This window comes from Amycolatopsis rhabdoformis, from assembly GCF_035918295.1.
Taxonomy (GTDB): domain Bacteria; phylum Actinomycetota; class Actinomycetes; order Mycobacteriales; family Pseudonocardiaceae; genus Amycolatopsis; species Amycolatopsis rhabdoformis.
Map to the genome: position 1 here is coordinate 2,170,563 of NZ_CP142149.1, position 23,175 is coordinate 2,193,737.

Consider the following 23,175-nt stretch of genomic DNA (forward strand, 5'->3'; position numbering starts at 1 on the left):
CATCGTTTCCCGATCACAAGGACTTCTTCCGCCGGTGCGAGCCAAAGTGTCTCTTGACAATCCGCATCGCGAACGTACAGTTCGTAATGCGATCATCCCGTTCGGGCGGTGATCGCCCTCCTCCATCCACCTCTCCGCATCGCGGGCGTCCTCCCGACGAAGGCAGGTCCCCAATGCTCCGAACGTTTCTCAGGTCGTGTGCCACGGTCGCGGCGACGGCCCTCGTCCTCGCCGGGTGCAGTGCGACCGGCTCTCCCGGCGACGGTTCGGCGACGGTGACCGTCGCCATCACCTCGCCTTCGTGGTCACCTGAGCTGGCTCCGTTCCTCATGGCGGACAAGCTCGGCTACTTCGGCCAGGAACACCTGAAAGTCGAGTACGTGCTCGCGAAATCGGGCACCGAGGCCGTGCAGCAGCTCATCGGCGGCGGCGTGCAGATCGCCGTCGCCACACCCGAGCCGGTGGTCATCGCGGCGCAGAAGAACGCGGGCCTGCAGTACTTCATGCCGTACTACGGCCATTTCATCTACCAGCTCGCCGCGCTCGAGGACTCCGGGATCACCTCGGTCGCCGGCCTCAAGGGCAAGCGGATCGGCGTCACCAACGCCGCGAGCACCGGCGTGACCTTCCTGCGCACGGCACTCGCGGCCGCCGGTCTGTCCGAAAAGGACGTGACCGTGGTCCCGATCGGCGTCGGTGCGCAGCAGCTCAGCGCGATCCAGCAGGGCCGGGTCGACGCGCTGGCCATGTGGGACACCCAGTACCAGACCATGGCCAACGCCGGCGTCGCGACCACGATCGTCCCCGTGCCCGGCATGGACCGGCTGTTCGGCGGGGGACTGGCCGCGCGCGCGACCGACCTCGCCCGGGACCAGGGCCTGTACGAACGGTTCGGCCGCGCGCTGGCCAAGGCGTACGTGTACTCCGGACTGCACCCGGAGGACGTCGTGAAACGGGCATGGGAAGCCCAGCCGGAGACCCGGCCCGGTCCGGGCCAGGACAAGGCGAAGGCCCTGGCCGACGACGCCCGTCTGGTGTCCGCTCGGTTCGGGTTCCTGACCTCGGATCCCGATTCGACCGCGTGGACCTCGATGGCGCCCCAGCAGATGAGCGCCTTCATCGACTGGGCGGCCACCGCCGGGCTCATCACGAGCAAACCGCCGGTCGACGCGGTGCTCACCGACAAGCTCGCCCCGGCGATCGCGTCCGTGCGGGCCGCCGACCTGCACGCCCTCGCTCCCTGACCCCGAGCCCCCTGACCGCCGAGCCCCCCTGATCCCGAGGAGTTCCCTGAGATGTCGCAAGCTGCCGTCCGTGCGTTGCACGGGCTGATCGACATGCACACCCACTCCGGGCCGAGCCCGTTTCCCCGCCGGTTCCTGCACCACGAGGCCGCGCGCGACGGCTGGGACCGGCTCGGGATGCGCGCGATGGTCGCGAAATCCCACCACCACAACACCGTGATGGACATCCTCGCCCAGGCCGACCGGCTCACGGACGTGCCGACGCAGGTCTTCGGCGGGATCGCGCTCAACAGCATGGTCGGCGGCATCAACCCGCACGCCGTGCGGATGTGCCTCAACATGGGCGGGAAGGTCGTCTGGTTCCCGACGATCAGCTCCGGGCGTCACATCGAGTGCCACCCGGAAGGCGGCGACTTCCCGACGGCGACCATTCCCCTGACCCTGGAACGGATCGACGTCGTGACGCCGGGCGGCGACCTCACCGCGGCCACGCGCGAGGTCCTGTCGATCATCCGGGAGAGCGGGGCCGTGCTCAACGGCGGGCACATGTACCCGGAGTACATCCGGCGGGTCTTCCAGGAGGCGAACGAGCTGGGGATGCGGCGGCTCGTGATCAGCCACCCCAACTTCGTGATCGGCGCCGAGCCGCAGCTGTGCGACGAGTACGTGCGGATGGGGGCGTTCATCGAGCACGAGATCGGCATGTACCGGCCGGGGCTGGGCGACGCGCTGTTCCCCGTGGAGACCTTGATGGAGTGGATTTCGCGCCACGGCCCCGACCACGTCGTGCTCGCGTCCGACCTCGGTCAGCGCAACCAGCCGCCACCGGTCGACGCGTGGATCGCCACGGCCGACGCGCTGCTGGACCTCGGACTGCCGGAGAAGGACTTGCAGCAGATGGTGGTGCACAACCCCGCGTACCTGCTGCAGCTCGACGTCTGACCGAAAGGAACCCCGATGACCACCGCTACCACCGACCACGCCGACCCCCGGCGGTCGCTGCCCGTGATGGCCGGTATGGACCGCAGCAGGCCGATCGCGGCCGCGCAGTACTTCGACTTCGGTGCCGGCCCGGGCACCGCGTCCGAGGCGGGCCGGACGTGGACGACGCGCGGCCAGAACGCGGTCGTGCACTACGTCGCCGCGCGGGCGCCCGGGCCGATCGTGGACACGCGGTTCGCTTCCGAGACCGCCCTGGTCCTGACCTCGGACGCCGCGGCCGTGACCGTGACCTGGGACGGCGCCGCCACCGACGCCGCGGGCCACGGAATCGTCGTGATCCCGCCCGGCGCGGTGCGGATCGACAACGCCGGCACCGGCGACGTGGTGCTGCTGGTGCGCGCCGACGAGCCGGGGTGGGCCGAGCGGGCGGCGAACGCCGAGGCCTATGCCGAGCCGCACCCGCGCGTCGCGCCGGCCGAGCCGTGGCCGGAGCCGGTCGGTGCGCCGCGGGTGCGGGTGTACCCCGCCGCGGACCACCCGATCTCGCCCGAGCGGTTCGGGCGGATCTACCGGACCCGGTCGTTCATGATCAACCTCCTGCCCGAGCAGGACGGCCCGCGTGACCCGGCGAAGCTCTCGCCGCACCACCACGACGACTTCGAGCAGTACTCCCTGGCGACCGGGGGCACGTGGGTGCACCACATCCGCACCCCGTGGCTGACCGACCAGGCGCAGTGGCGCGAGGACGAACACGTGCGCATGGGGTCGCCGTCTCTGGCGGTGATCCCGCCGCCCACGATCCACACCTCGGCCGGGACAAGCGCCGGGCGCAACGTGCTGATCGACATCTTTTCCCCGCCGCGCGAGGACTTCTCGGCGAAAGCGGGCTGGGTGCTCAACGCCGAGGACTACCCCCGATGACGGCCCCGCTCTCGCCCCGCGCCGTGGTGCGCCCCGGCGGGCAGGCGTTGGGCACCTGGGTCAAGCTCGCCGCCCCCGAGCCGACGGAGATCCTGGCGCACGCGGGGTTCGACTTCGTCGTGGTCGACATGGAGCACGCGCCGCTGTCGCTGGAGACGGTGTACCGCTTGGTGAACTCCGCGTCCGCCAACGGGATGGTGCCGTTCGTTCGCGTGCCGGACCACTCGCCGGCGCTCATCCAGAAGGTGCTCGACGCCGGTGCCCATGGCCTGTTCGTGCCGCGCGTGGACTCCCTCGCCGAGGCCGAGGCGATCGCGCGCGCGTTTTCCTTTCCGCCTGAGGGCATCCGCGGCGCCGGCGGCACGAGCCGGGCCGGACTGTGGGGGCTGCGCTCGACCGCGGAGTACCTCGACTTCGGGCGCACCCAGGCCATGCTGGTGGTGCAACTGGAGTCCGCGAGCGGCATCGCCGACGCCGCCCGGATCGCCGCGCTCCCGGCGGTGAGCGCGCTCTTCGTCGGGGCCGCCGATCTGTCGCTCTCGCTCGGGGAAACCACGGGCTCACCTCGGGTGCGCGACTGCATCGCGGCGGCCCGCGCGGCGGCTGCCGAGGCGGGGAAGGCCTTCGGGCTGGCGTTCGGGCCGGCGCCGGAAGCGGCTCGCGCTGCCTTCGCGGAGGGCACTGACTTCGTGTTGTCCGGTAACGATGCGACGTTGTTGGCTAGTGCGGCTGTGCGGCTGGTTTCTGCGGTGCGTGAGGAAGCCGGCTGACGCATCTTGAGCGGTGGCTCCCGGCTTCGGGAGCCACCGGCTGGTCGACTGGGCCGGTCGGTGGTGCTTCTGGCGCTGGCGGGGCATCGGTCGGACTGATCACGGTGCGCGTTGGCTCCCGGCTTGGCTGACTTCGGGGTCGCCGGCCAGTGGGTGTCGGCCGGTGGTGCATCGGGCGGGCGGGAACGGGCGTGTGGCCATCGTGTCCGGAGGTCTCCGGCTTCGGGGCCCTGCCGGGCTTGTCCGCAACCGACCGGTGGTGTTTCGGCTGTGCGTGAGGAAACCGGCTGACGCATCGTGTGCGGTGGCTCCCGGCTTCGGGAGCCACCCGCTCGTCAGCCGTCCGTGGGCGGTGCTGCGGGCGGGGGAGTGACGGGGCAGCGGTCGGTGGGGTCGATCGCGTGGATGATGCGCTGGCCGATCGAGGTGAGTTGCTGCACCTGGGCCTTGGTGAGCGGGTCGAACACCAGCCGCCGGACTTCGCGGACGTGGGTGGGGGCGGCGGCGGTGACGGCGGCGTGTCCGGTGTCGGTGAGGGTGGCGAGGGTGTAGCGGCCGTTCGTGGGGTCCGGTGTGCGGCGGAGCCAGCCCTTGGCCTCCAGCCGCGTGACGACTTGGGACAGGCGGGGCAGGCTGCCCGAGGCCAGCGCGGCGAGTTCGCTCATCCGCATCGTGCGCTCGGGCGCGTCGGAGAGCGTGGCGAGGACGACGTAGTCGAAGTGGCGCACGCCGGCGTCGCGGCGCAGCTGGGTGTCCAGCGCGGTGTCGAGGCGGGTGACGAGACTCGCCAGCGTGAACCACGCGACGCGCTCTTCGTCGGTGAGCCAAGGGGTTTCGTCGGCCTTCGTCATGGTGTCACTGTACCTCGTGACAGTTAATGATTGAAGTCACCTTCACTCGGATTGACTTGCAGCTTGAAGTCAACGGTCCCTACGCTGAGTTCAAGCGTGAAGTCAGCTCGCGGTCCGCGGGCACCACGCCGACCACGAGGAGAACGTGATGAAGGTGTTGGTGCTCGGCGGAACCGGTGCGACCGGCCAGCTCGTCGTCGACCAGGCGCTCGCCGCCGGTCACTGGGTGCGGGCGTTGGTGCGTTCGCCGGAGAAGCTGTCCGGCCGTGCCGGGTCGCTCGAAGTCGTCGCCGGCCAGGCCACCGATCCCCACGATGTGGGCGAGGCGATGTCCGGGGTGGACGCGGTGATCAGCACGCTCGGCGCCACCAAGGGCAGCGTGATGACCGACGCGACCCGCGCGATCCTCGCCGGTGCCGCCGTGAGCGGGGTCCGCCGGATCGTGGTGCTGTCGTCGTTCCTGGTGGTGCGTGACCGGCTCAGCGGCCCCGCCGGGTTCATGTCGAAGCTGGCGATGGACGAGATGGTGCGCGACAAGGCGGCCGCCGAGGAACTCCTGCGGGCGAGCGGTCTGGAGTGGACGATCGCGCACGCGGTCCGGCTGTCCAACGGCCGCGCCACGGGTCGCGCCACCGCGCTGCCCGACTCGGCCACCCTGCGCGCCCGCTCGACGATCACCCGGACCGACGTCGCCGCCTGGCTGCTCGCCGCCCTGGACGATCGCGCCACCTTCGCTCGCGCGGTCGCCATCGCCGGCTGAGGCGGCCCGGCCGGGTTCCGGTCGAGCCTCGCGGACGGAAGTTCTTGCGCGCCAATGCCGTCGGCGCTGACGTCCTGTCTGCGGTGGCGCGAACACCGTCGCGTCTCGGGGGATGGAAGTTCTTGCGCGCCGGTGGCCACCGCCGGCTGCGGCGGCGCGGCCAGGTTCCCCGTCGAACCTCGGGGATGAAAGTCGCCGATGCCGTGGGCGCCGACGTCGTGTCTGCGGTAGTGCGAACACCATCGAGCCTCGGGGATGGAATCCTTGCGCGCCGGCGGCGACCGCCGGCTGACATCCCCGCAGCGGCACCGTCAAGCCTCGGAGGATGACCGGCAGGAGTTGTCCTGCCGCGACTCCGCACTGATCGATCAGTCGCGCCGTGCCGTATGAACGATCGGGTCGCTCTCGGCGAGCAGCTCGATCACCAGATCCACCCCACGCCGCACCTGTTCGTCGGCGGTCCGCCCCAAAGTCGTACAGGCGGCCACGGCGGAGTCCCGGTCCTCGGCGGACACTCCGAACACGTCGTGCACCGCCGTGCCGATCCAGTCGGCGTGGCCGGGCCCGGCGGCGGAGAGCGCGGCGGCGACCACGGCGAACCCGGCCGGATCCTGCCGCCGGAGCAGCGCTTGCGCGGTTGCCCGGGTGACGAACGTGTTCTTCTCGTCGAGCACGAGCGTCACCAGTGGCGCCACGGCTTCCGGCCGTTCGGCGAAACCGGCGAGGCCCCGGCCCGCCTCCGCCCGGTCGCGGTGGTCGGGACTTTCCGCCAGCCGGATCAACGCTGCCACCACGGCCCGTCTCGCCTCGTCGTCCACCCCCGCATTCTCGCGCCCGAGCTCGACAATCGCGTCACAGCACGGCGAGCCGATCCACCAGCAGCTCCAGCCGCTGCGCGGTGTGCTCCGGTGGCAGCCGGCCCGCGCGGGTCAGGGTGGCCAGGCCGTGGAGCGCCGCCCAGAAGACTTCGGTGAACAGTCCGGGGTGGACGCCTTCGCCCGCGACCTCGCCGAGGCTTTCCAGCAAGGCGGCGAAGGCGTCCTTCAGCGGTTCCGGCGTGTCGTCCTCCGCGAAGGTGAGGCCGCCGTCGAGCTGGAACATCGCGTCGTAGACGGCGGGGTTGTGTTCGGCGAACGCGAGGTAGGTGCGGGCCAGCGCGGTCACGCGGGCGCGCGGACCGTCCGCGGCGGCGGTCGCGGCCCGCAGCGCCGCGGCCATTTCGGCGGCGCCTTCGAGCGCGACGGCGCCGATGATCTCGCGTTTGCCCCGGAAATGGCTGTAGAGCACCGGCTGGCTGTACTCGATGCGCTGGGCGAGCAGGCGCGTGGTCACCGCGTCCCAGCCCTGCTGCTCGGCGAGCTCCCGAGCCGTCGCGACGATGAGGCGCTCGCGGTCCGCCCGTTCGCGCTGCTTGCGTTCCTGTACCGACATGACCTGATCCTAGCACCGCTAGACAATCGAGCGTTAGTAGTACTAGCGTAGCCTCATTCGCTAGCAACACTAGACATCGGGAAGGTCACCATGCTGAGCGCACTCGAGGTCGTCACCGTCGTGGTCGTCGGCCTGATGGTGGGCGTGGAGTTCTCCGTCGCCTTCGTCATCAACCCCATCCTCGACGGGCTCCCCGCCGACAGCACCCAGCTCGGCCGCGCCCACGGCGGGCGGATGCTCGGCGCCGTGATGCCGTTCTGGTACATCGGCTCGCTGGTGCTGAGCGCGATCTGGGCCGTCACCGAATGGCGGCAACCGGGCAGCGGCCTCGTCGTGATCGCCGCCGGGCTCCTGCTCGTGAGCGTGGTCATGTCGATCACGCTGCTCGTCCCGATCAACAACCAGGGCAAGACGTGGACCCCCGACAACCGGCCCGAGGACTGGAAGGAGCAGATGCACCGCTGGGACCGGTTCCACTACCCCCGTGTCGCCGTGATCATCGCGGCCTTCGCCTTGCTCGTCGTCGCCCGCGCCTGACCCGAAGGGGGCTACCGGGCGGGGTCCGGCTCGGTGACCAGCACGGTGTCGGCGAAGCCGGCCGCCAGGGCCTGCAGCGCGGCGTCGAGGTACACGGTGAGGTCGGCGTCGGCGCGGGCGGACCAGCGTTCGTAGGCCGCGCGGCAGGTGGCGAGGACCGAGCGGCCGACCGCGAGGGGGTAGAGCGACTCGGTGGGCTGGCCCGTGCGGCGGGCGACGAACTCGGCGATGGCGCGCTCCCACGCGTCGTAGTGGATGGTGGCGCTCGCGGCGAGGTCGGGCACGGTGCTGAGCAGGCTCATGCGCATCCGCAGCTCGGGCACGTCTTCGGCGCTGTAGTGGTTGGCCTCGAGCACGGCGCGGCGCACGGCCTCCAGCACCGGCAGGTCGTCGGGCATCGCGGCGAGCAGCGTGTGGATCGTGGTCACCTCGCGATCGAACTCGTTCCACAGCACGTCGGATTTCGTGTCGTAGTACCGGAAGAACGTGCGTTTCGTGACGCCCGCGGCGGAGGCGATCTGGTCGACGGTCGTCTCGTGGAAGCCCTGCTCGGCGAACAGCTTGAGCGCGATCACCTCCAGCTCGCGGGCGCTCGTGCCCGGAGGGCGGCCGCGGCGGGGTCGGGGGCTGGTGTCGTCAGCGCTCATCGGGTGCCGTTTCGTCGAGAGCCTTGTATTCCGTCACCGGGTGACGTTACCCTGCCCGATATTCGTCACATGGTGTCGAATATCGGAGAACGTGCCGAAGGAGTCACGGATGAACGAGAACCCGGCCGAAGCCCAGTCCGACGACCTGGCCGAAGACCTGCTGGTCGAAGAGGTCTCGATCGACGGCATGTGCGGTGTCTACTGACCTCGCGCCGTTCGAGCTCGACGGCGCCTGGGAGCTCGACTCCCGGGTGTCCGTCCGGCCCGAGCGGTTCGGCGCGCTGCTCTACCACTTCGGCACGCGCCGTCTGTCGTTCCTGAAGAACCCGACGTTGCTCGCCGTCGTGCGAGCCCTGCCTGGCCAGCCGAGCGCGCGTGCCGCGTGTGCCGAGGCGGGCGTGGCCGCGGCGGACCTGCCGCGCTACGAGCGGGCCCTGGCCACGCTGGCCCAGTCGCTGATGATCCGCCCGAGGAGCGTGTGATGTCGCTGGTCGACGAATTCCAGTACGGGCTCGACGCGCCGATCTGCCTCACATGGGAGCTCACCTACGCCTGCAACCTTTCGTGCGTGCACTGCCTTTCCTCGTCCGGGCGGCGCGACCCGCGAGAGCTGAGTACCGCCGAGTGCAAGGCGCTGATCGACGAATTCGAGCGCATGCAGGTGTTCTACGTGAACATCGGCGGCGGCGAACCGACCGTGCGGCCCGATTTCTGGGAGCTGGTCGACTACGCGACCGAGCACCACGTGGGCGTGAAGTTCTCCACCAACGGCATCAAGATCACCGACGAGGTCGCGCGCACGCTCGCCGCGAGCGACTACGTCGACGTGCAGATCTCCCTCGACGGCGCCACCGCCGACGTCAACGACGCCGTGCGCGGCCCCGGCTCCTACCGCACCGCGCTGCGGGCGATGGAACGCTTGCGTGCCGCGGGTTTCGCGGACTTCAAGGTGTCCGTGGTGGTCACTCGCCAGAACGCCGGGCAGCTCGACGCGTTCAAGGAGATCGCGGACCGCTACGGTGCCCAGCTGCGCCTGACCCGGCTGCGCCCCTCGGGCCGCGGCGCCGACGTGTGGGACGAACTGCACCCGACCGCGCGCCAGCAGCGTGAGCTCTACGACTGGCTCGTCGCGCACGGGGACAACGTGCTCACCGGCGACTCGTTCTTCCACCTCGCCGGTTACGGCGACGGCGGCCTGCCGGGGCTCAACCTGTGCGGCGCCGGGCGGGTGGTGTGCCTGGTCGACCCGGTCGGCGATGTGTACGCCTGCCCGTTCGCCATCCACGACACGTTCCTCGCCGGCAACATCCGCGAAGCCGGTTTCGCGTCCGTGTGGCGGGATTCGGAGCTGTTCACCGAGCTGCGCAGCCCGCAGTCCGGCGGCGCGTGCACGTCGTGCTCGGCCTACGACTCCTGCCGCGGCGGCTGCATGGCGGCGAAGTTCTTCACCGGCCTGCCGCTCGACGGCCCGGACCCCGAGTGCGTGCGCGGCCAGGGTGAGCTCGCGCTCGCCGGTGTCGCGCCGGGCAGCGCGCCGAAGCCGTCGCTGGACCACTCGCACCGCAAGGGCCCGGTCCCGGTGACCATCGGGATGCGCCGGCCACCCGAACGGGCCTGCGACGAGAGCCCGCTCGCGGGGCTCGGACGCTGAGCGATGCGGCTGGCCGACCTCACGTCCCCGGACGCCGCGCGCCACGCGGCGGCCGGGGCCATCCTGGCCGTCCCGATCGGGGCGACCGAACAACACGGCCCGCACCTGCCGTTGAGCACGGACACCGACGTCGCTCTCGCGCTGTGCGACCACCTCGCCGCGACGCGACCGGATGTCTTGGTGGCGCCGGCCGTGCCGTACGGGTCCAGTGGCGAACACGCCGGGTTCGCCGGCACGCTCTCGATCGGGCAGGCCGCGACCGAGCTGCTCCTGCTCGAACTGGGCCGCTCCGCCACCGAGACGTTCGGCCGGGTGCTGTTCGTCTCCGCCCACGGCGGCAACGGCGAACCGGTTCGCCGGGCGGCGGCCACGCTCGTCGCGGAGTCGCGCGACGTGTCCGTGTTCGAGCCACGCTGGCCCGGCGAACCGCACGCCGGAGCGGCGGAAACGGCGCTGCAGCTGGCGTCGCGGCCCGAGGTGGTGCACCTGTCCCGCGCGGTGGTCGGTGACCAGCGGCCGTTGCGCGAGGTGCTGCCGCTGCTGCGCGCCGGCGGCGTTCGCGCCGTGACCGACACCGGTGTCCTCGGCGACCCGACCCACGCCACGGCCGAGGACGGCAAGACGCTGTGGAAGGACCTCGACACGCAGCTGCTCACCCACGTCGACGCCTGGCTCGGGGCGGTGGCCCGGTGAGTCCACGCGTCGCCCTCGTCACGGGCGCGGCGCGCGGGATCGGCGCGGCCACCACCCGGCTGCTGGCCGAGCAGGGCTGGCGGGTGCTGGCCGTGGACCTCGCCGCCGACGATCCCGCGCTGCCGTACGCGATGGGCACCGCCGCGGAACTGTCCACTGTGGCCGACCACCCGAACGTTATCGCGCTGATCGCTGATGTACGGGACCGCCGAGCGCTCACCGCCGCGGTCGCGGAAGCCGAGGACCGCTGGGGCGGGCTCGACGCGGCCATCGCCGCCGCGGGCGTCATCGCCGGCGGCCGGCCGCTGTGGGAGGTGCCCGAGGACCAGGAGGACGCCGTGCTCGACACCGACCTGCGCGGCGTCGTGAACCTGGCCCGCGCGGCGATCCCGGCGCTGCTGCGCCGGCCGGCCCCGCGCTCGGGCCGGTTCCTGGCCGTGGCCTCGGCGGCTGCGACCCGCGGGCTGCCGATGCTCGCCGCGTACTGTGCCGCCAAGGCCGGGGTCGCCGGACTGGTGCGCGCGCTGGGCGCGGAACTCGGCGACAGCGGTGTGACGGCGAACGCCGTGAGTCCGGGCTCCACCGATACCCCGATTCTCGCGGAGAGCGCGCGGCTGTACGACTTGCCGGAAGCCGCCGCTTTCGCTTCGCAGCAGCCGATGGCCCGGTTGCTGGATCCGGCCGAGGTCGCCGCGGTGCTGGTGTTTCTGGCTGGTGCGGAGAGTAGCGGGATGACGGGTTCGGTTGTGCCGGTGGATGGGGGTTTGGCGTTGTGATCGCACCGCTGTCCGTCGGGTCATGGGCTGAAGTCGATCTCGGGCCGAAGCAGCTCATTGACGCCCTGCTCTCGCCAGCTCGTGTCCTCCGTTCGACGGAAGCGGAGCCGGCGTTTCTCGCTGGTCCGCACAGTAGCGGGATTACGGGTTCGGTCGCGCCCGTGGACGGAGGGCTGGTCCTGTGATCCCTCCGCTGCCCGTCGGGTTCCGCGTCGAACTCGATCCCGGGACGAAGCAGCTCACCGACGCCCTGTGGTTCGGTGGCTCGCCGGCTCGTGTCCTGCGCTTGACCGCCGCCGGGCAGAAAGCCTGGCGCACTCTGGAAAACGGCCCGGTCGACTCGCCCGCGACCGGTGCGCTCGCGCGGCGGTTCACCGACGCCGGCCTCGCACACCCCGTGCCCCCGGAGCCGGCCGCGCCACCGGACGTCACGATCGTCGTCCCCGTGCACGAGCGCGCCGCCGCGCTCGGGCGTTGCCTCGAGGCGCTCGGTGGCCGGCATCCCGTGCTGGTCGTCGACGACGCCTCGGCCGATGCCGCCGGAATCGCCGCGGTGGCGGCCGCACACGGCGCGAAACTGGTGCGCCGCACCGTCAACGGTGGTCCGGCCGCCGCGCGCAACACCGCGCTCGAGCACGTGGGCGCCGAGCTGGTCGCCTTCCTCGACAGCGACTGCGTCCCGAGTCCGGAGTGGACGGACCGCCTCGCCGCGCACTTCGCCGACCCGCTGCTCGCCGCGATCGCCCCGCGCATCCTCCCGCTGGCGCCGGACACCTGGGCCGGGCGCTACACCCGCGCGAACGGCAGCCTCGACCTCGGCGGCGCCCAAGGCCGCGTGGTGCCCGGCACACGCGTGTCCTACGTTCCGACCGCCGCTCTCGTGGTCCGCCGCTCGGCCCTGGAGACCCGCGCTTTCGACGAGTCCATGCGCGTCGGCGAAGACGTCGACCTGGTGTGGCGCCTGCACCAAGCGGGCCTGCGGGTGCGGTACGACCCGTCCGCCCACCTAGGTCACGAGGAACCGGCCACGTGGCGCGGGCTGCTGTCCCGCCGGTTCCGCTACGGCACGTCGGCGGCCCCGTTGGCCCAGCGCCACCCCGACGCCGCGGCGCCGCTGGTGCTGCACCCGTGGCCCGCGCTGACCGTGGCCGGGCTGCTGGCGCGCCGGCCGCTCGTGGCCGCGGCCGGGTTCGCCGGGGCCGTGCTGACCATGCGCGAAACCCTGCGCCAGGGCGACATCCCGACCGACGGCGTGACCCGCGCCATGGCGACGGCCGTACATCAGACGTGGCTGGGTACTGGCCGCTACAGCACGCAGTTCGCGGCCCCGGCGCTCGCCGCCGTGCTGGCCGTCGGCGGGCGCCACCGGCTCGCCGCCGCGTCGCTGCTGCTGGGCCCGCCGCTCGCCGGGTGGCTCAGCCGCCGCCCCGATCTCGATCCGGTGCGCTACAGCGCGGCCGCGATCGCCGACGATCTCGCCTACGGCACCGGCGTCTGGGCCGGTTGCCTCACCCACCGCACCGCCGCCCCGCTGCGCCCGCGCGTCGCGTGGCGGCCGCTGCGCGTCGACCGTAAGGAACGCCGATGAGCAACACCTGGTTCGAATCCGTCGCCGAAGCCCAGCGCCGGGCGAAGAAGCGCCTGCCGGCGTCCGTCTACTCGGCACTGATCGCCGGCTCCGAAAAAGGCCTGACGCTGCAGGACAACCTCAACGCGTTCGACGAGCTGCGGTTCGCCCCGCGCACCGCGGCGCACCACGCGCAGCGCGAGCTCGCCACCACCGTGCTCGGCCGCGACGTGTCCCTGCCGGTGCTCATCTCGCCGACCGGCGTGCAGGCCGTGCACCCCGACGGAGAAGTCGCCGTGGCCCGCGCCGCCGCCGCGCGCGGCACGTCGATCGGTCTGTCGTCCTTCGGCAGCAAGCCGATCGAAGAGGTCGTGGCGGCCAACCCGAACACTTACTTCCAGATCTACTGGACCGGCACGCGCGACGACATCCTGCACCGCCTCGACCGCGCGCGAGCCGCCGGCGCGGTCGGCATCATCCTCACGCTCGACTGGTCGTTCTCGCACAGCCGTGATTGGGGCAGCCCGCACATCCCCGACAAGCTCACGCCGCGCGAACTGCTGCGCTTCGCGCCCGAAGGCCTCACCCACCCGCGCTGGCTCTACCGCTTCGCGCGCACCCGCCGCCTGCCCGACCTGAGCGTGCCCAACATGACCCCGCCCGGCGGCACCGCGCCCACCTTCTTCGGCGCCTACGGCCAGTGGATGCAGACGCCCCCGCCCTCGTGGGACGACGTCGCCTGGCTGCGCGCCCAGTGGGACGGCCCGTTCCTGCTCAAGGGGGTCATTCGGGTCGACGAGGCCCGCCGCGCCGTGGACGCCGGCGTCAGCGCCCTGTCCGTGTCCAACCACGGCGGCAACAACCTCGACGGCACCCCCGCCACCATCCGCGCCCTCCCCGCCATCGCCGACGCCGTCGGCGACCAGGTCGAGGTCCTCCTCGACGGCGGCATCCGCCGCGGCAGCGACGTCGTGAAGGCCCTGGCCCTCGGCGCCCGCGCCGTGCTCATCGGCCGCGCCTACCTCTGGGGCCTCGCCGCCGGCGGCCAGGCGGGCGTCGAAAACGTCCTCGACGTCCTCCGCAACGGCATCGACTCCACCCTGCTGGCCCTGGGCCACCACTCCGTGCACGACCTCGGCCGCGACGACGTGGTGACCCCGGACGGATTCGCGCAGTCCTTGGGCTCCGACGTCCGGGCGGCCACTCGCTGAGCGTCCGCGGGCCTCGCACCAGGCAACGCGGACAGCCGGCGACGTCGCGGTCCCAGGTCGAGGGAGTCGCACCGCTTTGCCGGGGCCGCGGACCGAACGCGACTTCGCGTGAAGTGACCGAATCACCGGTCAGTTCTCCCACCCTGAACCGGCAACGACGCCACCCAGGTCCGTGAGGTCCGCGCAGCCGAGCAGTTGCAGCGTGCGGACCAGCCCTTCCCGCACCAGCTCGAGGACTCGACGGACGCCGGGCGCACCCGCGGCCGCGAGGCCGTACGCGGGGTAGCGGCCGAGGAGGACGGCTTTCGCGCCGAGGGCCAGGGCCTTGGTGACGTCCGCGCCGCCGCGGAGGCCGCTGTCCAGGAGGACTTCGAGGTCGGCGCCGACGGCCGCGGCGATGCGGGGGAGGGCGGTCAGGGTCGCGGGCACGCCGTCGAGTTGGCGGCCGCCGTGGTTGGAGACCACGATGGCGTCGGCGCCGAGGTCGCGGGCGCGTTCGGCGTCGGCGACCGTGAGGATGCCCTTCACGACCAGCGGGCCGTGCCAGGTGGCGCGCATCCACTCGAGGTCGCGCCAGGTCGGGGACAGCGATTCCCGGGTGGTGCGGGTGATCGCGGGCAGGTCGAGGGGCCGGCCGCCCGGCAGGGCCAGGGTCGTGTTGGGGACGGTGAAGGGCAGGCCGTCGCGGATGAAACCGAGCAGCCAGCGGGGCCGGGTCGCGACCCGCGGTGCCAGCCGGACGACGGTGCGCAGGTCGATGCGGAGGTTCTGGCTGAAGCCGTTGTGGTGGTCGCGGGTGCGGTGGCCGGACACCGCGGAGTCGATCGTCGCGACGAGGCCGTGGTAGCCGGCGCGGGCGGCGCGCTCCACGAGGGAGCGCATGAGCTCGTCGCTGCCGACCTTGTAGACCTGGAAGAGCTGAGGTCCCGGGACTTCCGCGAGCTGTTCGAGCGTGAAGCCGGACGTGGTGGTCGCGACGTGCGCGACGCCGGCTTCGGCCGCCGCGGCCGCGATGCCGACGTCGCCGTGCGGGTGTACCAGCCGCATGCCGCCGCATGGCGCCGTGAGGACGGGCATGGTGAGCGGCATACCGAGGACCGTGGTGGCGATCGACGGTTGCGCGATCCACCTGCCGTGGCGGGGACGGAACTCGAGCGCTTCGAACGCCTCGTGGTTGCGGCGCAGGGTGATCTCGGCGTCGGCGCCGCCGTCGACGTAGTCGAACACCCCGCGGGGCAGCCGGCGCCGGGCCGCGTCGCGGAAGTCGGCGTAGTCCACCAGCCGGCCGAGCCGGCGCGGGTCCTCGGTGCCGCGCAACGAACGCGACGCGACCTCGGCGGGGGTCATCGGCTTTCCGTCACGGGGATCTCGTTCACCGGGTACGCGGGCCGTTCGCCGCGCAGCACCCGCGCCACGTCGGCCAGCGCCTTGGTCTTGATCTCGGCGAAGGATTCCTCGCTGTAGTGCGCGGAATGCGGAGTCAGCAGCACCTGCTCCAACCCGCGCAACGGGCTGGACTCCGGGAGCGGGGCCGGCTCACCGACGTAGGCGTCGATGCCCGCGCCGGCGAGTTTGCCCGCCCGCAGCGCCCGGCCCAGCGCCGCGTCGTCGACCAGGCCGCCGCGGGACACGTTGATGAGCACGGCCCCGTCCCGCATCCGCTCGATCACGCCGGCGTCCACGAGATCGCGGGTCTCCCCGGTGAGCGGGACGTGCAGCGAGAGGATGTCGGAGCGCGCCACGACCTCGTCGAAGGACACCAGTTCGACGCCGGATTCCTCGGTGGTGAACGGGTCCGCGGCGATCACCCGGTAGCCGATGGCCTGCGCCATGGTCGCGACGCGGCGGCCGATGCGGCCGAGCCCGACGAGCCCGAAGGTCTGCTCGTCCGGGCGCCGCGTGCCACGCGCGAGCGCCAGCGACGCGTGCCCCGTCTCGTGCATCGAACGGTTGAGGAACCCGATTTTCCGGGTGACGGACAGCGCCAGCGCGATGGTGTGCACGGCGACTTCACGGTAGTTCGCGTCGGGCACATTGGTCACCCAGATGCCCTGAGCCGTCGCGGCAGCGAGGTCGACGTTGTCGACGCCGATGCCGAAGCGGGTGACCGACCGGCATCGCGGCAGCTGCACGAGCACCTCGCGGGTGAAGGGCTCGGCGAGGGTGATCACGGCGTCCGCGTCGCGCGTGATCCGCACGAGGTCTTCGGGAGAACCGGCGTCGAGCATCTCGAATCCGACGTCGAGGCCGGCGAACGCTTCCTCCGCTTCGGCGGCCAGCGGGATCGCCGTGTTCGTCATCACGACGCGGGCGGTCATCGCGCCACCGCCGGGGAAAGGGTGCTCTGCAGCTCGGCCCACTGGGTCGCCGCGCCGCGGGCCACCCAGCCCAGGTCGCTGCCGACGAGCAGCAGGCGGGTGCCGCGGGTGACGAGCTCGCTCACGTGGTCGTCACGGAAGCAGAAGGAACCCGGCGCGACACCGTGGTCGAGCGCCACCGCGAAGACGTGCTCCACCGCTGCCCAGAATTCCGGCGCGCCCATGGGCACCCCCAGCGACATCGACAGGTCACCGGGGCCGATCACCACGGCGTCGATCCCGGGCGTCGCCAGGATTTCGTGGGCGGCGCGCACGCCAGGACCCGACTCGATCTGCACGGCGACGAGCGTGCGGTCGTTGGCTTCGCCGGTGTAGGCCGGGGAGAGGCTCGCGCCGTAGTCGGATCCGCGGCCCGGCCCGAGCCCGCGGCGTCCCACCGGTGCGTAGCGGGCGCGGTCGACGACTTCGCGGGCCTGCTGCGCGGTTTCGACCTGGGGGACGATGATGCCGGCGGCGCCGGCGTCGAGGACCCGCGGGATGTCCGAGCCGATGTCGGGCACGCGGACGATCACCGGCTTCGCGTGCACATCCGCCGCCCGGATGAGGTCCTCCACGTCGTTCGCCTGCAACGTGCTGTGCTCCATGTCCAGGCACAGCGCGGCGAACGGCGTCGCGCTCACGGCCTCGACGACGACGGGGGAGGCGGCCATCACGCTGGTGGCGAACAGCGGTGCCGCGGCCAGGTCGGCGCGCAGGGTGTAGTCGGTCATCGAAGAAACTCCGTTCGTGGGTTGTGAAAGGGTCAGTCGGCGGCGGGCCGGACGCCGCGCAGCGCGGAGATCTCGGTGATCTCCCGGCGGGAGAGCACGGGGCGCGCGAGCAGCATCCCGGCCACGGTGAGGACCTGGGCCGCCGCGATGTAGAGGGCGACCAGCCACGGCGTACCGCCGGCGGCCAGCAGGAGCGCGCTCGCGATGAGCGGGGCCGGGCCGGCGATGAGGCCGCCTTGCAGTTCGCGCGACGACGTCATTCCCGAGCCGCGGTACTCGGTGCGGAACAACGCGGGCAGCAGCACGACCTGGGCGGAGAGACCGGCCGCCCAACCGACGGCCCAGAGGACCACGCTGGCCGTGATGATCAGCGCCAGGTTTCCCGTTCGCAGCAGGGCGAAGTACGCGAACGCCAACGGAATGCCGACGAGCGCGCCGACGTAGAGCACCCGTACCGCGCCGATCCGATCACACAGCCAGCCCCAGAACAGCAGGGCGAAGAGCCCGACCCCCATCATCGTCAGGGTCGTGACGAGGGTCTGGGTCGAGGTGAGCCCGATCTGGGAGCTGAGGTAGCTCATGCCGAACGCCTGCGCGACGAACCCGGTCACGTTGAGCCCCGAGGGCAACAGGAATCCGGCGAAGAAGTTGCGCGGGCTCGCCCGAAACGACTGTGCCAGCGCGGCGAGCGGATTCGCCCGGCCGCGCCGCAGCCGGCCGGCCCGTTGCTCCCGGGCCACGCGTTCGAACTCGGGAGACTCCGCGAGCTTGCGCCGCAGCACGAGCCCGGCGACCGTGAGCACCGCGCCGAAGAGGAACGGAATCCGCCAGCCCCACTGCTTGAAGGCTTCGGGAGCCAATTCGGAGCTCAGCACCGTGAAAAACACCACGGCGAGGACCGAGCCGAGCATGGAGCCGATGTTCATCAGCGCCCCGGAGAACCCCTTGCCCTTCTTGCCGGTCGACTCGCTGACGAAGATCATCGCGGCCGCCAGCTCGGCGCCGGCGCCGAACCCCTGCAGCATCCGCAGCACGACGAGCAGGATCGGCGCCCACACGCCGATCGCGGCGTAGGTGGGCAGCAGCCCGATCCCGGTGGTGGCCAGGCCCATCAGCAGGATGGAGAAGATCAGGACCGGCCGCCGGCCCCAGCGGTCGCCGGCCGCGCCGAGCACGATCCCGCCGATCGGGCGCACGACGAAGCCGACCGCGAACGTCACGAAGGTGGCCAGCACCGCCAGGCTGCCGGCCTGGGCGAAGAACAGCGGCGCGATCACCAGGCCCGCCACGAAGGCGTAGAGGCCGTACTCGTACCACTCGATGAAGGTGCCTGCGCTCGCCGCCGCGATCGCCCGGGCGGAGCGCCGTCTCGGCTCCGCCTCCGCGACCGGGAGGGCTGCTTCTCGAACTGGATCAGTCATTGAGCTCCTTTGCTCGATCCTGGCGACAGAGTATTGGCGACTGTCGACAGTTTCAAGACCCCAAAAATCCTGTTCTCGCGAGCCGGGACGGCAGCGCCGCCGATCGGCCTCAGGCGCGGGTCGGCAGCACGTGCCTGACGTGGTCTTCCCAGGCCTGCAGGGCGTCGTCGGGCTCGCCGGATTCGATCGCCCGCTCGAGCGTCTCGTACAGCACGACGTGGTGCCGCCCCAGCGCGTGCTGGTCCACGACGGGCGACGGGTCGCGAGAGACCAGCATCAGCCGGATCTGGTCCGTGAGGTCGGCGTACCGCGCGTTCAGGCGGGGAAGACCGGCCAATGCCACGACGCGCGAATGGAACGCCGCGTCGGCGTCGGCGGCTTCGACGGACCCCGCCGGCGCGGCGCGGATCTCGTCGATCAGCCCGAGCAGCGAGTCGATGGGCTTCTTCTCGCGCACGATGATGCGCACCGCGAGCCCCTCGTCGGCGATGCGCAGCGCGGCCAGCTCGGCGACGTCGTCCGCGCCGACCGCCCGCACCCGGTAGGACTGGTTCGCCGTCTTCACGACCAGCCCCGACTGTTCCAGCCGGCGCAGCGCCTCGCGGACGGGCGACCGGCTGATCCCCATCGCCTGCGCCAGCACCGAGTCCCGCAGCGGCGCGCCCGGACCGAGGTCTCCGGCGAGGATCTGCTCCTTGATCCGCCGATGACACTCGTCAACGAGCGAGGGCACGGAGATGCGGTCGAACTGAGGCTCCACAAGGTCAGCATAGCGACACATCGTCGACAGTCGGCAGAAGACGGGCCGCGTCGCCGAAGAGGAAGCGGCGTTGAGGGGCGCCGGTGCCGGTCGCGCCGCCGACGGTGGCCGTCACGCCTGGTCCGAGGTGAGGACCTCCCGGCAAAGGTGCGAGAACGCGAGGGCCCGGCGGGTGGGGCGGGAGTGGGTGGCGCGGGCCAGGAGGACGTCGATCGGGGCGCCGACGTCCGACAGGGGCACGGCGGCGACCTCGCGGCCGTCGTAGCTGTGGGGGACGGCGGGGCGGTGGAGGAGGATCGCCCAGCCGCGGCCGCGGCCGACGAGGGCGCGGACGGTTTCCACGCTGCGCGTGCGGAAGCGGATGTCGGGGGTGTGGCCCGCGCGGGTGAGCAGGTCGGCGAAGAAGTCGGCGCTCGGGGGGAGGTCGATCATGATCAGGGGTTCGTGGATGAGGTCGGCGGCGCGGACCGAGGTGTGGTGGGCGAGGGGGTGGTCGGCCGGGAGAACCGCGTAGGGCGGGCACGAGTAGAGCGGCACCGTGGTGATGCCGGGCTCCAGGCCGATGTCGTACATGATCGCGACGTCGCACGCGCCCTCGGTGAGCTTGCGTTGCAGGCCGCGCACGGAGTCCTCGACGAGGTCGATCGACAGGTCCGGATGGCGCTCTTGCAACGCTTCGAGAAGCCGGCCCATCACGAACGGCGTGATCGTGGGAAAGCACCCCACGGCCAGGCGCCCGGACACTTCCTGGCCGACGGTGCGCACGGCGCTCTCGAGTTCGCCGGCGTCGGAGAGCACGCGGCGGGCGTCGGTGAGCAGCTGGCGGCCGGCGGCGGTCGGGGTGGGGGGTTTGGCCGGGCGGCGGACCAGGACCTGGACGTCGAGGGCCTTTTCGAGCTGGGTGATGGCCAGGGAGACCGCCGTCTGCGAGATGTGGAAGTGGGCGGCCGCGGCGCTGAGCGTGCCGAGCTCGACCGTGGCCACGAAGTACTCCAGCTGCCGCAGCGTCACCGTGGTCGCCTTCATAAGTTCAACTTAGGTCAGCCCGGCAAATCATGTGCTATCCCTGCGTCCGGCAGGCTGAAAGGCTGGGGTCGGCGGGAGAACGCGCGGGACCTCCCGCCGCCGCGTCACACTCGGAACCGACCACACCGCCCGACCGAGCACGACCCCGAGCCGCGGGTCCGTGCGGAGGAGGAACCCATGGCCACCAAGCCGTTCGCGTCATCACAGGACACCGCGCCCAAGGAGCAGACGCTCGAGGTCCTCGCCGACGGGGTCTACGCGCTCACGGCGGAAGGCGATCCCAACATCGGGGCGATCGAGGGTGAGGATTTCCTCGTGTGCTTCGAAGCCCTCGCGACGCCGGTCGCCGCGCGGCAGTGGCTGGCCAAGCTGCGCCAGTACACCGACAAGCCTGTGAGGTACCTGGTGCTGAGCCACTACCACGCGGTGCGCGTGCTCGGCGCCAGCGCGTTCGACGCCGAGATCATCGTCGCGCACGACAACACCCGGGCGCTGGTCGCGGAGCGCGGCAAGGAGGACTGGGCGAGCGAGTTCGCGCGCATGCCGCGGCTGGCGGACGGGGCGGATTCCGTGCCCGGCCTCACCTGGCCGACGTTGACGTTCTCCGACCGTCTCACCCTCGACCTCGGCGGCGGCCGCGGGGATCTCGTGCTGCAGTACCACGGTCGGGGGCACACCGAAGGTGACATCACCGCCTGGCTGCCCCGGCACAAGATCCTCTTCGCCGGCGACCTGGTGGAGGCCGAAGCCGCGCTCTACACCGGCGACGCCTTCCACCGCGAGTGGACGAGCTCCACTTTGGACCGCGTCGCCGCGTTGGGGGCGGAGCAGCTCGTCGGCGGGCGGGGCGACGTCAGCAAGGGCCGCGAGCAGGTCGACGCCGCGATCGCGAAGACCCGCGGGTTCCTCGACACGATGCTGCGTGAAGTCGGCGCGGTGCGGCGGCGTGGCGGCACGCTCAAAGAGGCGTTCGAGGCCACCCACGCGGCCCTGGTCGACGACTTCGGCAGCTGGCCGATCTTCGAGCACTGCCTGCCGTTCGACGTTTCCCGGGTGTGGGACGAGCTCTCGGGCATCGAGCGGCCCGTGATCTGGACGGCCGAGCGCGACCAGGAGGTCTGGGCGCAGCTCCAGAACTGACCGGCGCCCTGCGACCCGAGTTCCGACGACGGGAGTCCTGACATGTCCTCACCCACCTGGCCCGCCGGTCCGGCCGTCGTCGTCGGCGCCGGCCCGGTCGGGCAGACCACCGCGCTGCTGCTGGCCCGCTGGGGCGTGCCGACGGTGGTGCTCGACCGGCGCGCCGAGCGGGATCCCGTGGGGTCCAAGGCGATCTGCCAGCAGCGCGACGTGCTCGACATCTGGGAATCGGTCGGCGCCGGCGCCCGGATCGCGCGGGAAGGGCTCACCTGGACCACCGCGCGGACCTTCCACCGCGGCGAGGAACTGTTCAACTACGAGTTCGCCGAGCCGGGGGGCCCGGCGTTCCCGCCGTTCGTGAACCTTTCCCAGACCCGCACCGAGGCGATCCTCGACGAGCTGATCGCGGCCGAGCCGCTCGTCGAGGTGCGGTGGAACCACCGGGTCACCGAGCTGACGCAGGACGCGCGGGGAGTCACCGTCCAGTGCGAAACCCCCGGCGGGCCGGCGGTGGTGGAAGCGTCCTATGTGGTCGTGTGCGGCGGCGCCCGCAGTGAAGAACTCCGCGGCGGCCTGGGTCTGACCTTCGAGGGGAAGTCCTTCGACGACCGGTTCCTGATCTGCGACATCCGCGCGGACCTGCCCGGCTGGGCCGACGAGCGCCGGTTCCACTTCGACCCCGAGTGGAACCCCGGCCGCCAGGTGCTGATCCACCCGTGCCCGGGCTCCACCTTCCGCATCGACTGGCAGGTGCCGGCCGACTACGACCTCGATGCCGAGAGTGCCTCGGGCGCGCTCGACACGCGGATCCGGCGCATCATCGGCGACGCGGACTACGAGATCGTGTGGAAGTCCGTGTACCGGTTCCAGTCCCGCTGCGTGGACCGGATGCGGGTCGGCCGGGTCCTGCTCGCCGGCGACGCGGCGCACCTCGTCGCACCGTTCGGCGCGCGCGGCCTGAACTCCGGCGTCGCGGACGCCGAGAACGCGGCGTGGAAGATCGCCTACGCCGGCCGGGGCTGGGCGGCCGAGGACCTGCTGGAGAGCTACCACCACGAACGGCACGCCGCGGCGCGGGAGAACCTCGCGGTCACCACCGCCACGATGGACTTCTTCGTGCCGCAGAACGAGCGTCAGGCCCGGCACCGGGCGGAGATCCTCGCCGGCGCCGCCACCGACGCCGGACTCCGCGCGCAGGTGGACTCGGGCCGGCTCGCCGAGCCGTTCTGGTACGTCGACTCGCCGCTGACCAGCCCGAATGTCGCGCGGCCGTTCGCCGGCCGCCCGCCGCGCGGGGAGGCGCCGACACCCGGACCGGGTGTCCTCCTGCCCGACGCACCGGTCACCGTCGACGGCCTTGCGACCCGCATCCGGTCGCTGGCCCGCGACGGCTTCCTCCTGCTCGCGACGGACGCCGCGGCGCTCGCGGCCGCCCGGAGCGCGGCGGACGCCGTGCGCGGACCGGTCCGCGTGGCCGCACTGCCGGATCTCGACACCGACGGCGTGCTCGGCGAAGCGCTGGCGGCCCGTCCTGGTGAGGTGTGGATCGTGCGGCCCGACGGGCACATCGCTGCCGTCGTGGCCGATCGCCATGCGGAGGAGGTCGCGAACGCACTCCGCCGCGCGGTTGCCCAACCTGTGATCACACGGGCGATCGGTCAGGTGGAGTCCATTGTGGAGCAGTCCACGGCGAACCGGTGAGCGGCCGCAAGCCGGTTGGCGCGACGGGCGCATCGCGG

Annotated in this window: 25 protein-coding genes; 15 read left to right on the forward strand and 10 right to left on the reverse strand. The window is 72.0% G+C overall.

Features of this window, described 5'->3' with window-relative positions; translation table 11 throughout:
• The first annotated feature begins 275 nt into the window (after window positions 1-275).
• From VSH64_RS10145 to VSH64_RS10160, 4 genes are read left to right on the forward strand one after another with little or no spacing between them, the layout of a single operon-like run.
• The gene (locus VSH64_RS10145) at window positions 276-1,244 is read left to right on the forward strand and encodes an ABC transporter substrate-binding protein (protein WP_326835271.1); all 969 of its coding nucleotides are present in this window, start codon (window positions 276-278) and stop codon (window positions 1,242-1,244) included.
• 51 nt (window positions 1,245-1,295) lie between these two features.
• Complete coding sequence (locus VSH64_RS10150) at window positions 1,296-2,186, forward strand: DUF6282 family protein (protein ID WP_326835272.1); 891 nt, start codon at window positions 1,296-1,298, stop codon at window positions 2,184-2,186.
• A 15-nt stretch (window positions 2,187-2,201) separates the two neighbouring features.
• Window positions 2,202-3,107, forward strand: a complete 906-nt coding sequence (locus VSH64_RS10155; RefSeq protein ID WP_326835273.1) for a cupin domain-containing protein — start codon at window positions 2,202-2,204, stop codon at window positions 3,105-3,107.
• Window positions 3,104-3,877 carry an HpcH/HpaI aldolase family protein gene (locus VSH64_RS10160; RefSeq protein WP_326835274.1) on the forward strand — a complete coding sequence of 258 codons (774 nt, stop codon included), beginning with the start codon at window positions 3,104-3,106 and terminating at the stop codon, window positions 3,875-3,877. Before VSH64_RS10155 ends, VSH64_RS10160 begins: the two co-directional genes overlap by 4 nt.
• 335 nt (window positions 3,878-4,212) lie before the next feature.
• On the opposite strand, the gene VSH64_RS10165 is transcribed toward VSH64_RS10160, so the two are convergent.
• Entirely contained in the window at window positions 4,213-4,728 is a 516-nt protein-coding gene (locus VSH64_RS10165) for a MarR family winged helix-turn-helix transcriptional regulator (RefSeq protein ID WP_326835275.1), read from the reverse strand.
• Between the two features lie 148 nt (window positions 4,729-4,876).
• On the opposite strand from VSH64_RS10165, the gene VSH64_RS10170 reads away from it, so the two are divergent.
• Window positions 4,877-5,488: an NAD(P)-dependent oxidoreductase gene (locus VSH64_RS10170; RefSeq protein WP_326835276.1), complete on the forward strand. Its 612-nt coding sequence runs from the start codon at window positions 4,877-4,879 to the stop codon at window positions 5,486-5,488.
• Between the two features lie 368 nt (window positions 5,489-5,856).
• On the opposite strand, the gene VSH64_RS10175 is transcribed toward VSH64_RS10170, so the two are convergent.
• Entirely contained in the window at window positions 5,857-6,306 is a 450-nt protein-coding gene (locus VSH64_RS10175) for a hypothetical protein (protein WP_326835277.1), read from the reverse strand.
• A gap of 34 nt (window positions 6,307-6,340) precedes the next feature.
• Window positions 6,341-6,919 carry a TetR/AcrR family transcriptional regulator gene (locus VSH64_RS10180; RefSeq protein WP_326835278.1) on the reverse strand — a complete coding sequence of 193 codons (579 nt, stop codon included), beginning with the start codon at window positions 6,917-6,919 and terminating at the stop codon, window positions 6,341-6,343.
• Window positions 6,920-7,009: 90 nt separating this feature from the next.
• Here VSH64_RS10180 and VSH64_RS10185 point away from each other — a divergent pair, with 90 nt between their 5' ends.
• Window positions 7,010-7,456: a DUF1772 domain-containing protein gene (locus VSH64_RS10185; protein WP_326835279.1), complete on the forward strand. Its 447-nt coding sequence runs from the start codon at window positions 7,010-7,012 to the stop codon at window positions 7,454-7,456.
• Window positions 7,457-7,467: 11 nt separating this feature from the next.
• On the opposite strand, the gene mftR is transcribed toward VSH64_RS10185, so the two are convergent.
• Window positions 7,468-8,103: a mycofactocin system transcriptional regulator gene (gene mftR / locus VSH64_RS10190; protein ID WP_326835280.1), complete on the reverse strand. Its 636-nt coding sequence runs from the start codon at window positions 8,101-8,103 to the stop codon at window positions 7,468-7,470.
• A 109-nt stretch (window positions 8,104-8,212) separates the two neighbouring features.
• Between mftR and mftA the strand changes: the two genes are divergently transcribed.
• The 7 genes from mftA (at window position 8,213) to mftD (ending at window position 14,001) form a co-directional block, all read left to right on the forward strand.
• Window positions 8,213-8,308 carry a mycofactocin precursor MftA gene (mftA, locus tag VSH64_RS10195; RefSeq protein WP_326835281.1) on the forward strand — a complete coding sequence of 32 codons (96 nt, stop codon included), beginning with the start codon at window positions 8,213-8,215 and terminating at the stop codon, window positions 8,306-8,308.
• Window positions 8,298-8,585, forward strand: coding sequence for a mycofactocin biosynthesis chaperone MftB (gene mftB / locus VSH64_RS10200; protein WP_326835282.1), 288 nt, complete (start codon window positions 8,298-8,300; stop codon window positions 8,583-8,585). The genes mftA and mftB overlap by 11 nt, the downstream gene beginning before the upstream one ends.
• Entirely contained in the window at window positions 8,585-9,754 is a 1,170-nt protein-coding gene (gene mftC, locus VSH64_RS10205) for a mycofactocin radical SAM maturase (RefSeq protein ID WP_326835283.1), read from the forward strand. Before mftB ends, mftC begins: the two co-directional genes overlap by 1 nt.
• A gap of 3 nt (window positions 9,755-9,757) precedes the next feature.
• Window positions 9,758-10,447 carry a mycofactocin biosynthesis peptidyl-dipeptidase MftE gene (gene mftE / locus VSH64_RS10210; RefSeq protein WP_326835284.1) on the forward strand — a complete coding sequence of 230 codons (690 nt, stop codon included), beginning with the start codon at window positions 9,758-9,760 and terminating at the stop codon, window positions 10,445-10,447.
• Complete coding sequence (locus VSH64_RS10215) at window positions 10,444-11,223, forward strand: mycofactocin-coupled SDR family oxidoreductase (protein WP_326835285.1); 780 nt, start codon at window positions 10,444-10,446, stop codon at window positions 11,221-11,223. The genes mftE and VSH64_RS10215 overlap by 4 nt, the downstream gene beginning before the upstream one ends.
• A 181-nt stretch (window positions 11,224-11,404) precedes the next feature.
• Entirely contained in the window at window positions 11,405-12,811 is a 1,407-nt protein-coding gene (gene mftF, locus VSH64_RS10220) for a mycofactocin biosynthesis glycosyltransferase MftF (RefSeq protein ID WP_326835286.1), read from the forward strand.
• Window positions 12,808-14,001, forward strand: a complete 1,194-nt coding sequence (mftD, locus tag VSH64_RS10225) for a pre-mycofactocin synthase MftD (protein ID WP_326835287.1) — start codon at window positions 12,808-12,810, stop codon at window positions 13,999-14,001. The genes mftF and mftD overlap by 4 nt, the downstream gene beginning before the upstream one ends.
• Window positions 14,002-14,130: 129 nt before the next feature.
• Here mftD and VSH64_RS10230 read toward each other — a convergent pair whose 3' ends face one another.
• The 6 genes from VSH64_RS10230 to VSH64_RS10255 all read right to left on the reverse strand — a co-directional run bounded on the left by VSH64_RS10230 (window position 14,131) and on the right by VSH64_RS10255 (window position 20,296).
• The gene (locus VSH64_RS10230; protein WP_326835288.1) at window positions 14,131-15,348 is read right to left on the reverse strand and encodes an alpha-hydroxy acid oxidase; all 1,218 of its coding nucleotides are present in this window, start codon (window positions 15,346-15,348) and stop codon (window positions 14,131-14,133) included.
• Entirely contained in the window at window positions 15,345-16,319 is a 975-nt protein-coding gene (locus VSH64_RS10235; RefSeq protein WP_326835289.1) for a C-terminal binding protein, read from the reverse strand. Before VSH64_RS10235 ends, VSH64_RS10230 begins: the two co-directional genes overlap by 4 nt.
• Complete coding sequence (locus VSH64_RS10240; protein WP_326835290.1) at window positions 16,316-17,089, reverse strand: HpcH/HpaI aldolase family protein; 774 nt, start codon at window positions 17,087-17,089, stop codon at window positions 16,316-16,318. The genes VSH64_RS10235 and VSH64_RS10240 overlap by 4 nt, the downstream gene beginning before the upstream one ends.
• Window positions 17,090-17,121: 32 nt before the next feature.
• Window positions 17,122-18,510: an MFS transporter gene (locus VSH64_RS10245; protein WP_326835291.1), complete on the reverse strand. Its 1,389-nt coding sequence runs from the start codon at window positions 18,508-18,510 to the stop codon at window positions 17,122-17,124.
• 109 nt (window positions 18,511-18,619) lie between these two features.
• On the reverse strand, window positions 18,620-19,270 hold the full coding sequence (locus tag VSH64_RS10250; RefSeq protein ID WP_326835292.1) for a GntR family transcriptional regulator: 651 nt from the start codon (window positions 19,268-19,270) through the stop codon (window positions 18,620-18,622).
• A gap of 111 nt (window positions 19,271-19,381) precedes the next feature.
• Complete coding sequence (locus VSH64_RS10255) at window positions 19,382-20,296, reverse strand: LysR family transcriptional regulator (RefSeq protein ID WP_326835293.1); 915 nt, start codon at window positions 20,294-20,296, stop codon at window positions 19,382-19,384.
• 177 nt (window positions 20,297-20,473) lie between these two features.
• Between VSH64_RS10255 and VSH64_RS10260 the strand changes: the two genes are divergently transcribed.
• Both VSH64_RS10260 and VSH64_RS10265 read left to right on the forward strand, forming a co-directional pair.
• On the forward strand, window positions 20,474-21,436 hold the full coding sequence (locus tag VSH64_RS10260; protein WP_326835294.1) for an MBL fold metallo-hydrolase: 963 nt from the start codon (window positions 20,474-20,476) through the stop codon (window positions 21,434-21,436).
• Window positions 21,437-21,478: 42 nt separating this feature from the next.
• Window positions 21,479-23,137 (forward strand): FAD-dependent monooxygenase, encoded by a 1,659-nt coding sequence (locus tag VSH64_RS10265; RefSeq protein ID WP_326835295.1) that lies wholly within the window; start codon window positions 21,479-21,481, stop codon window positions 23,135-23,137.
• The last annotated feature ends 38 nt before the right edge of the window (window positions 23,138-23,175 follow it).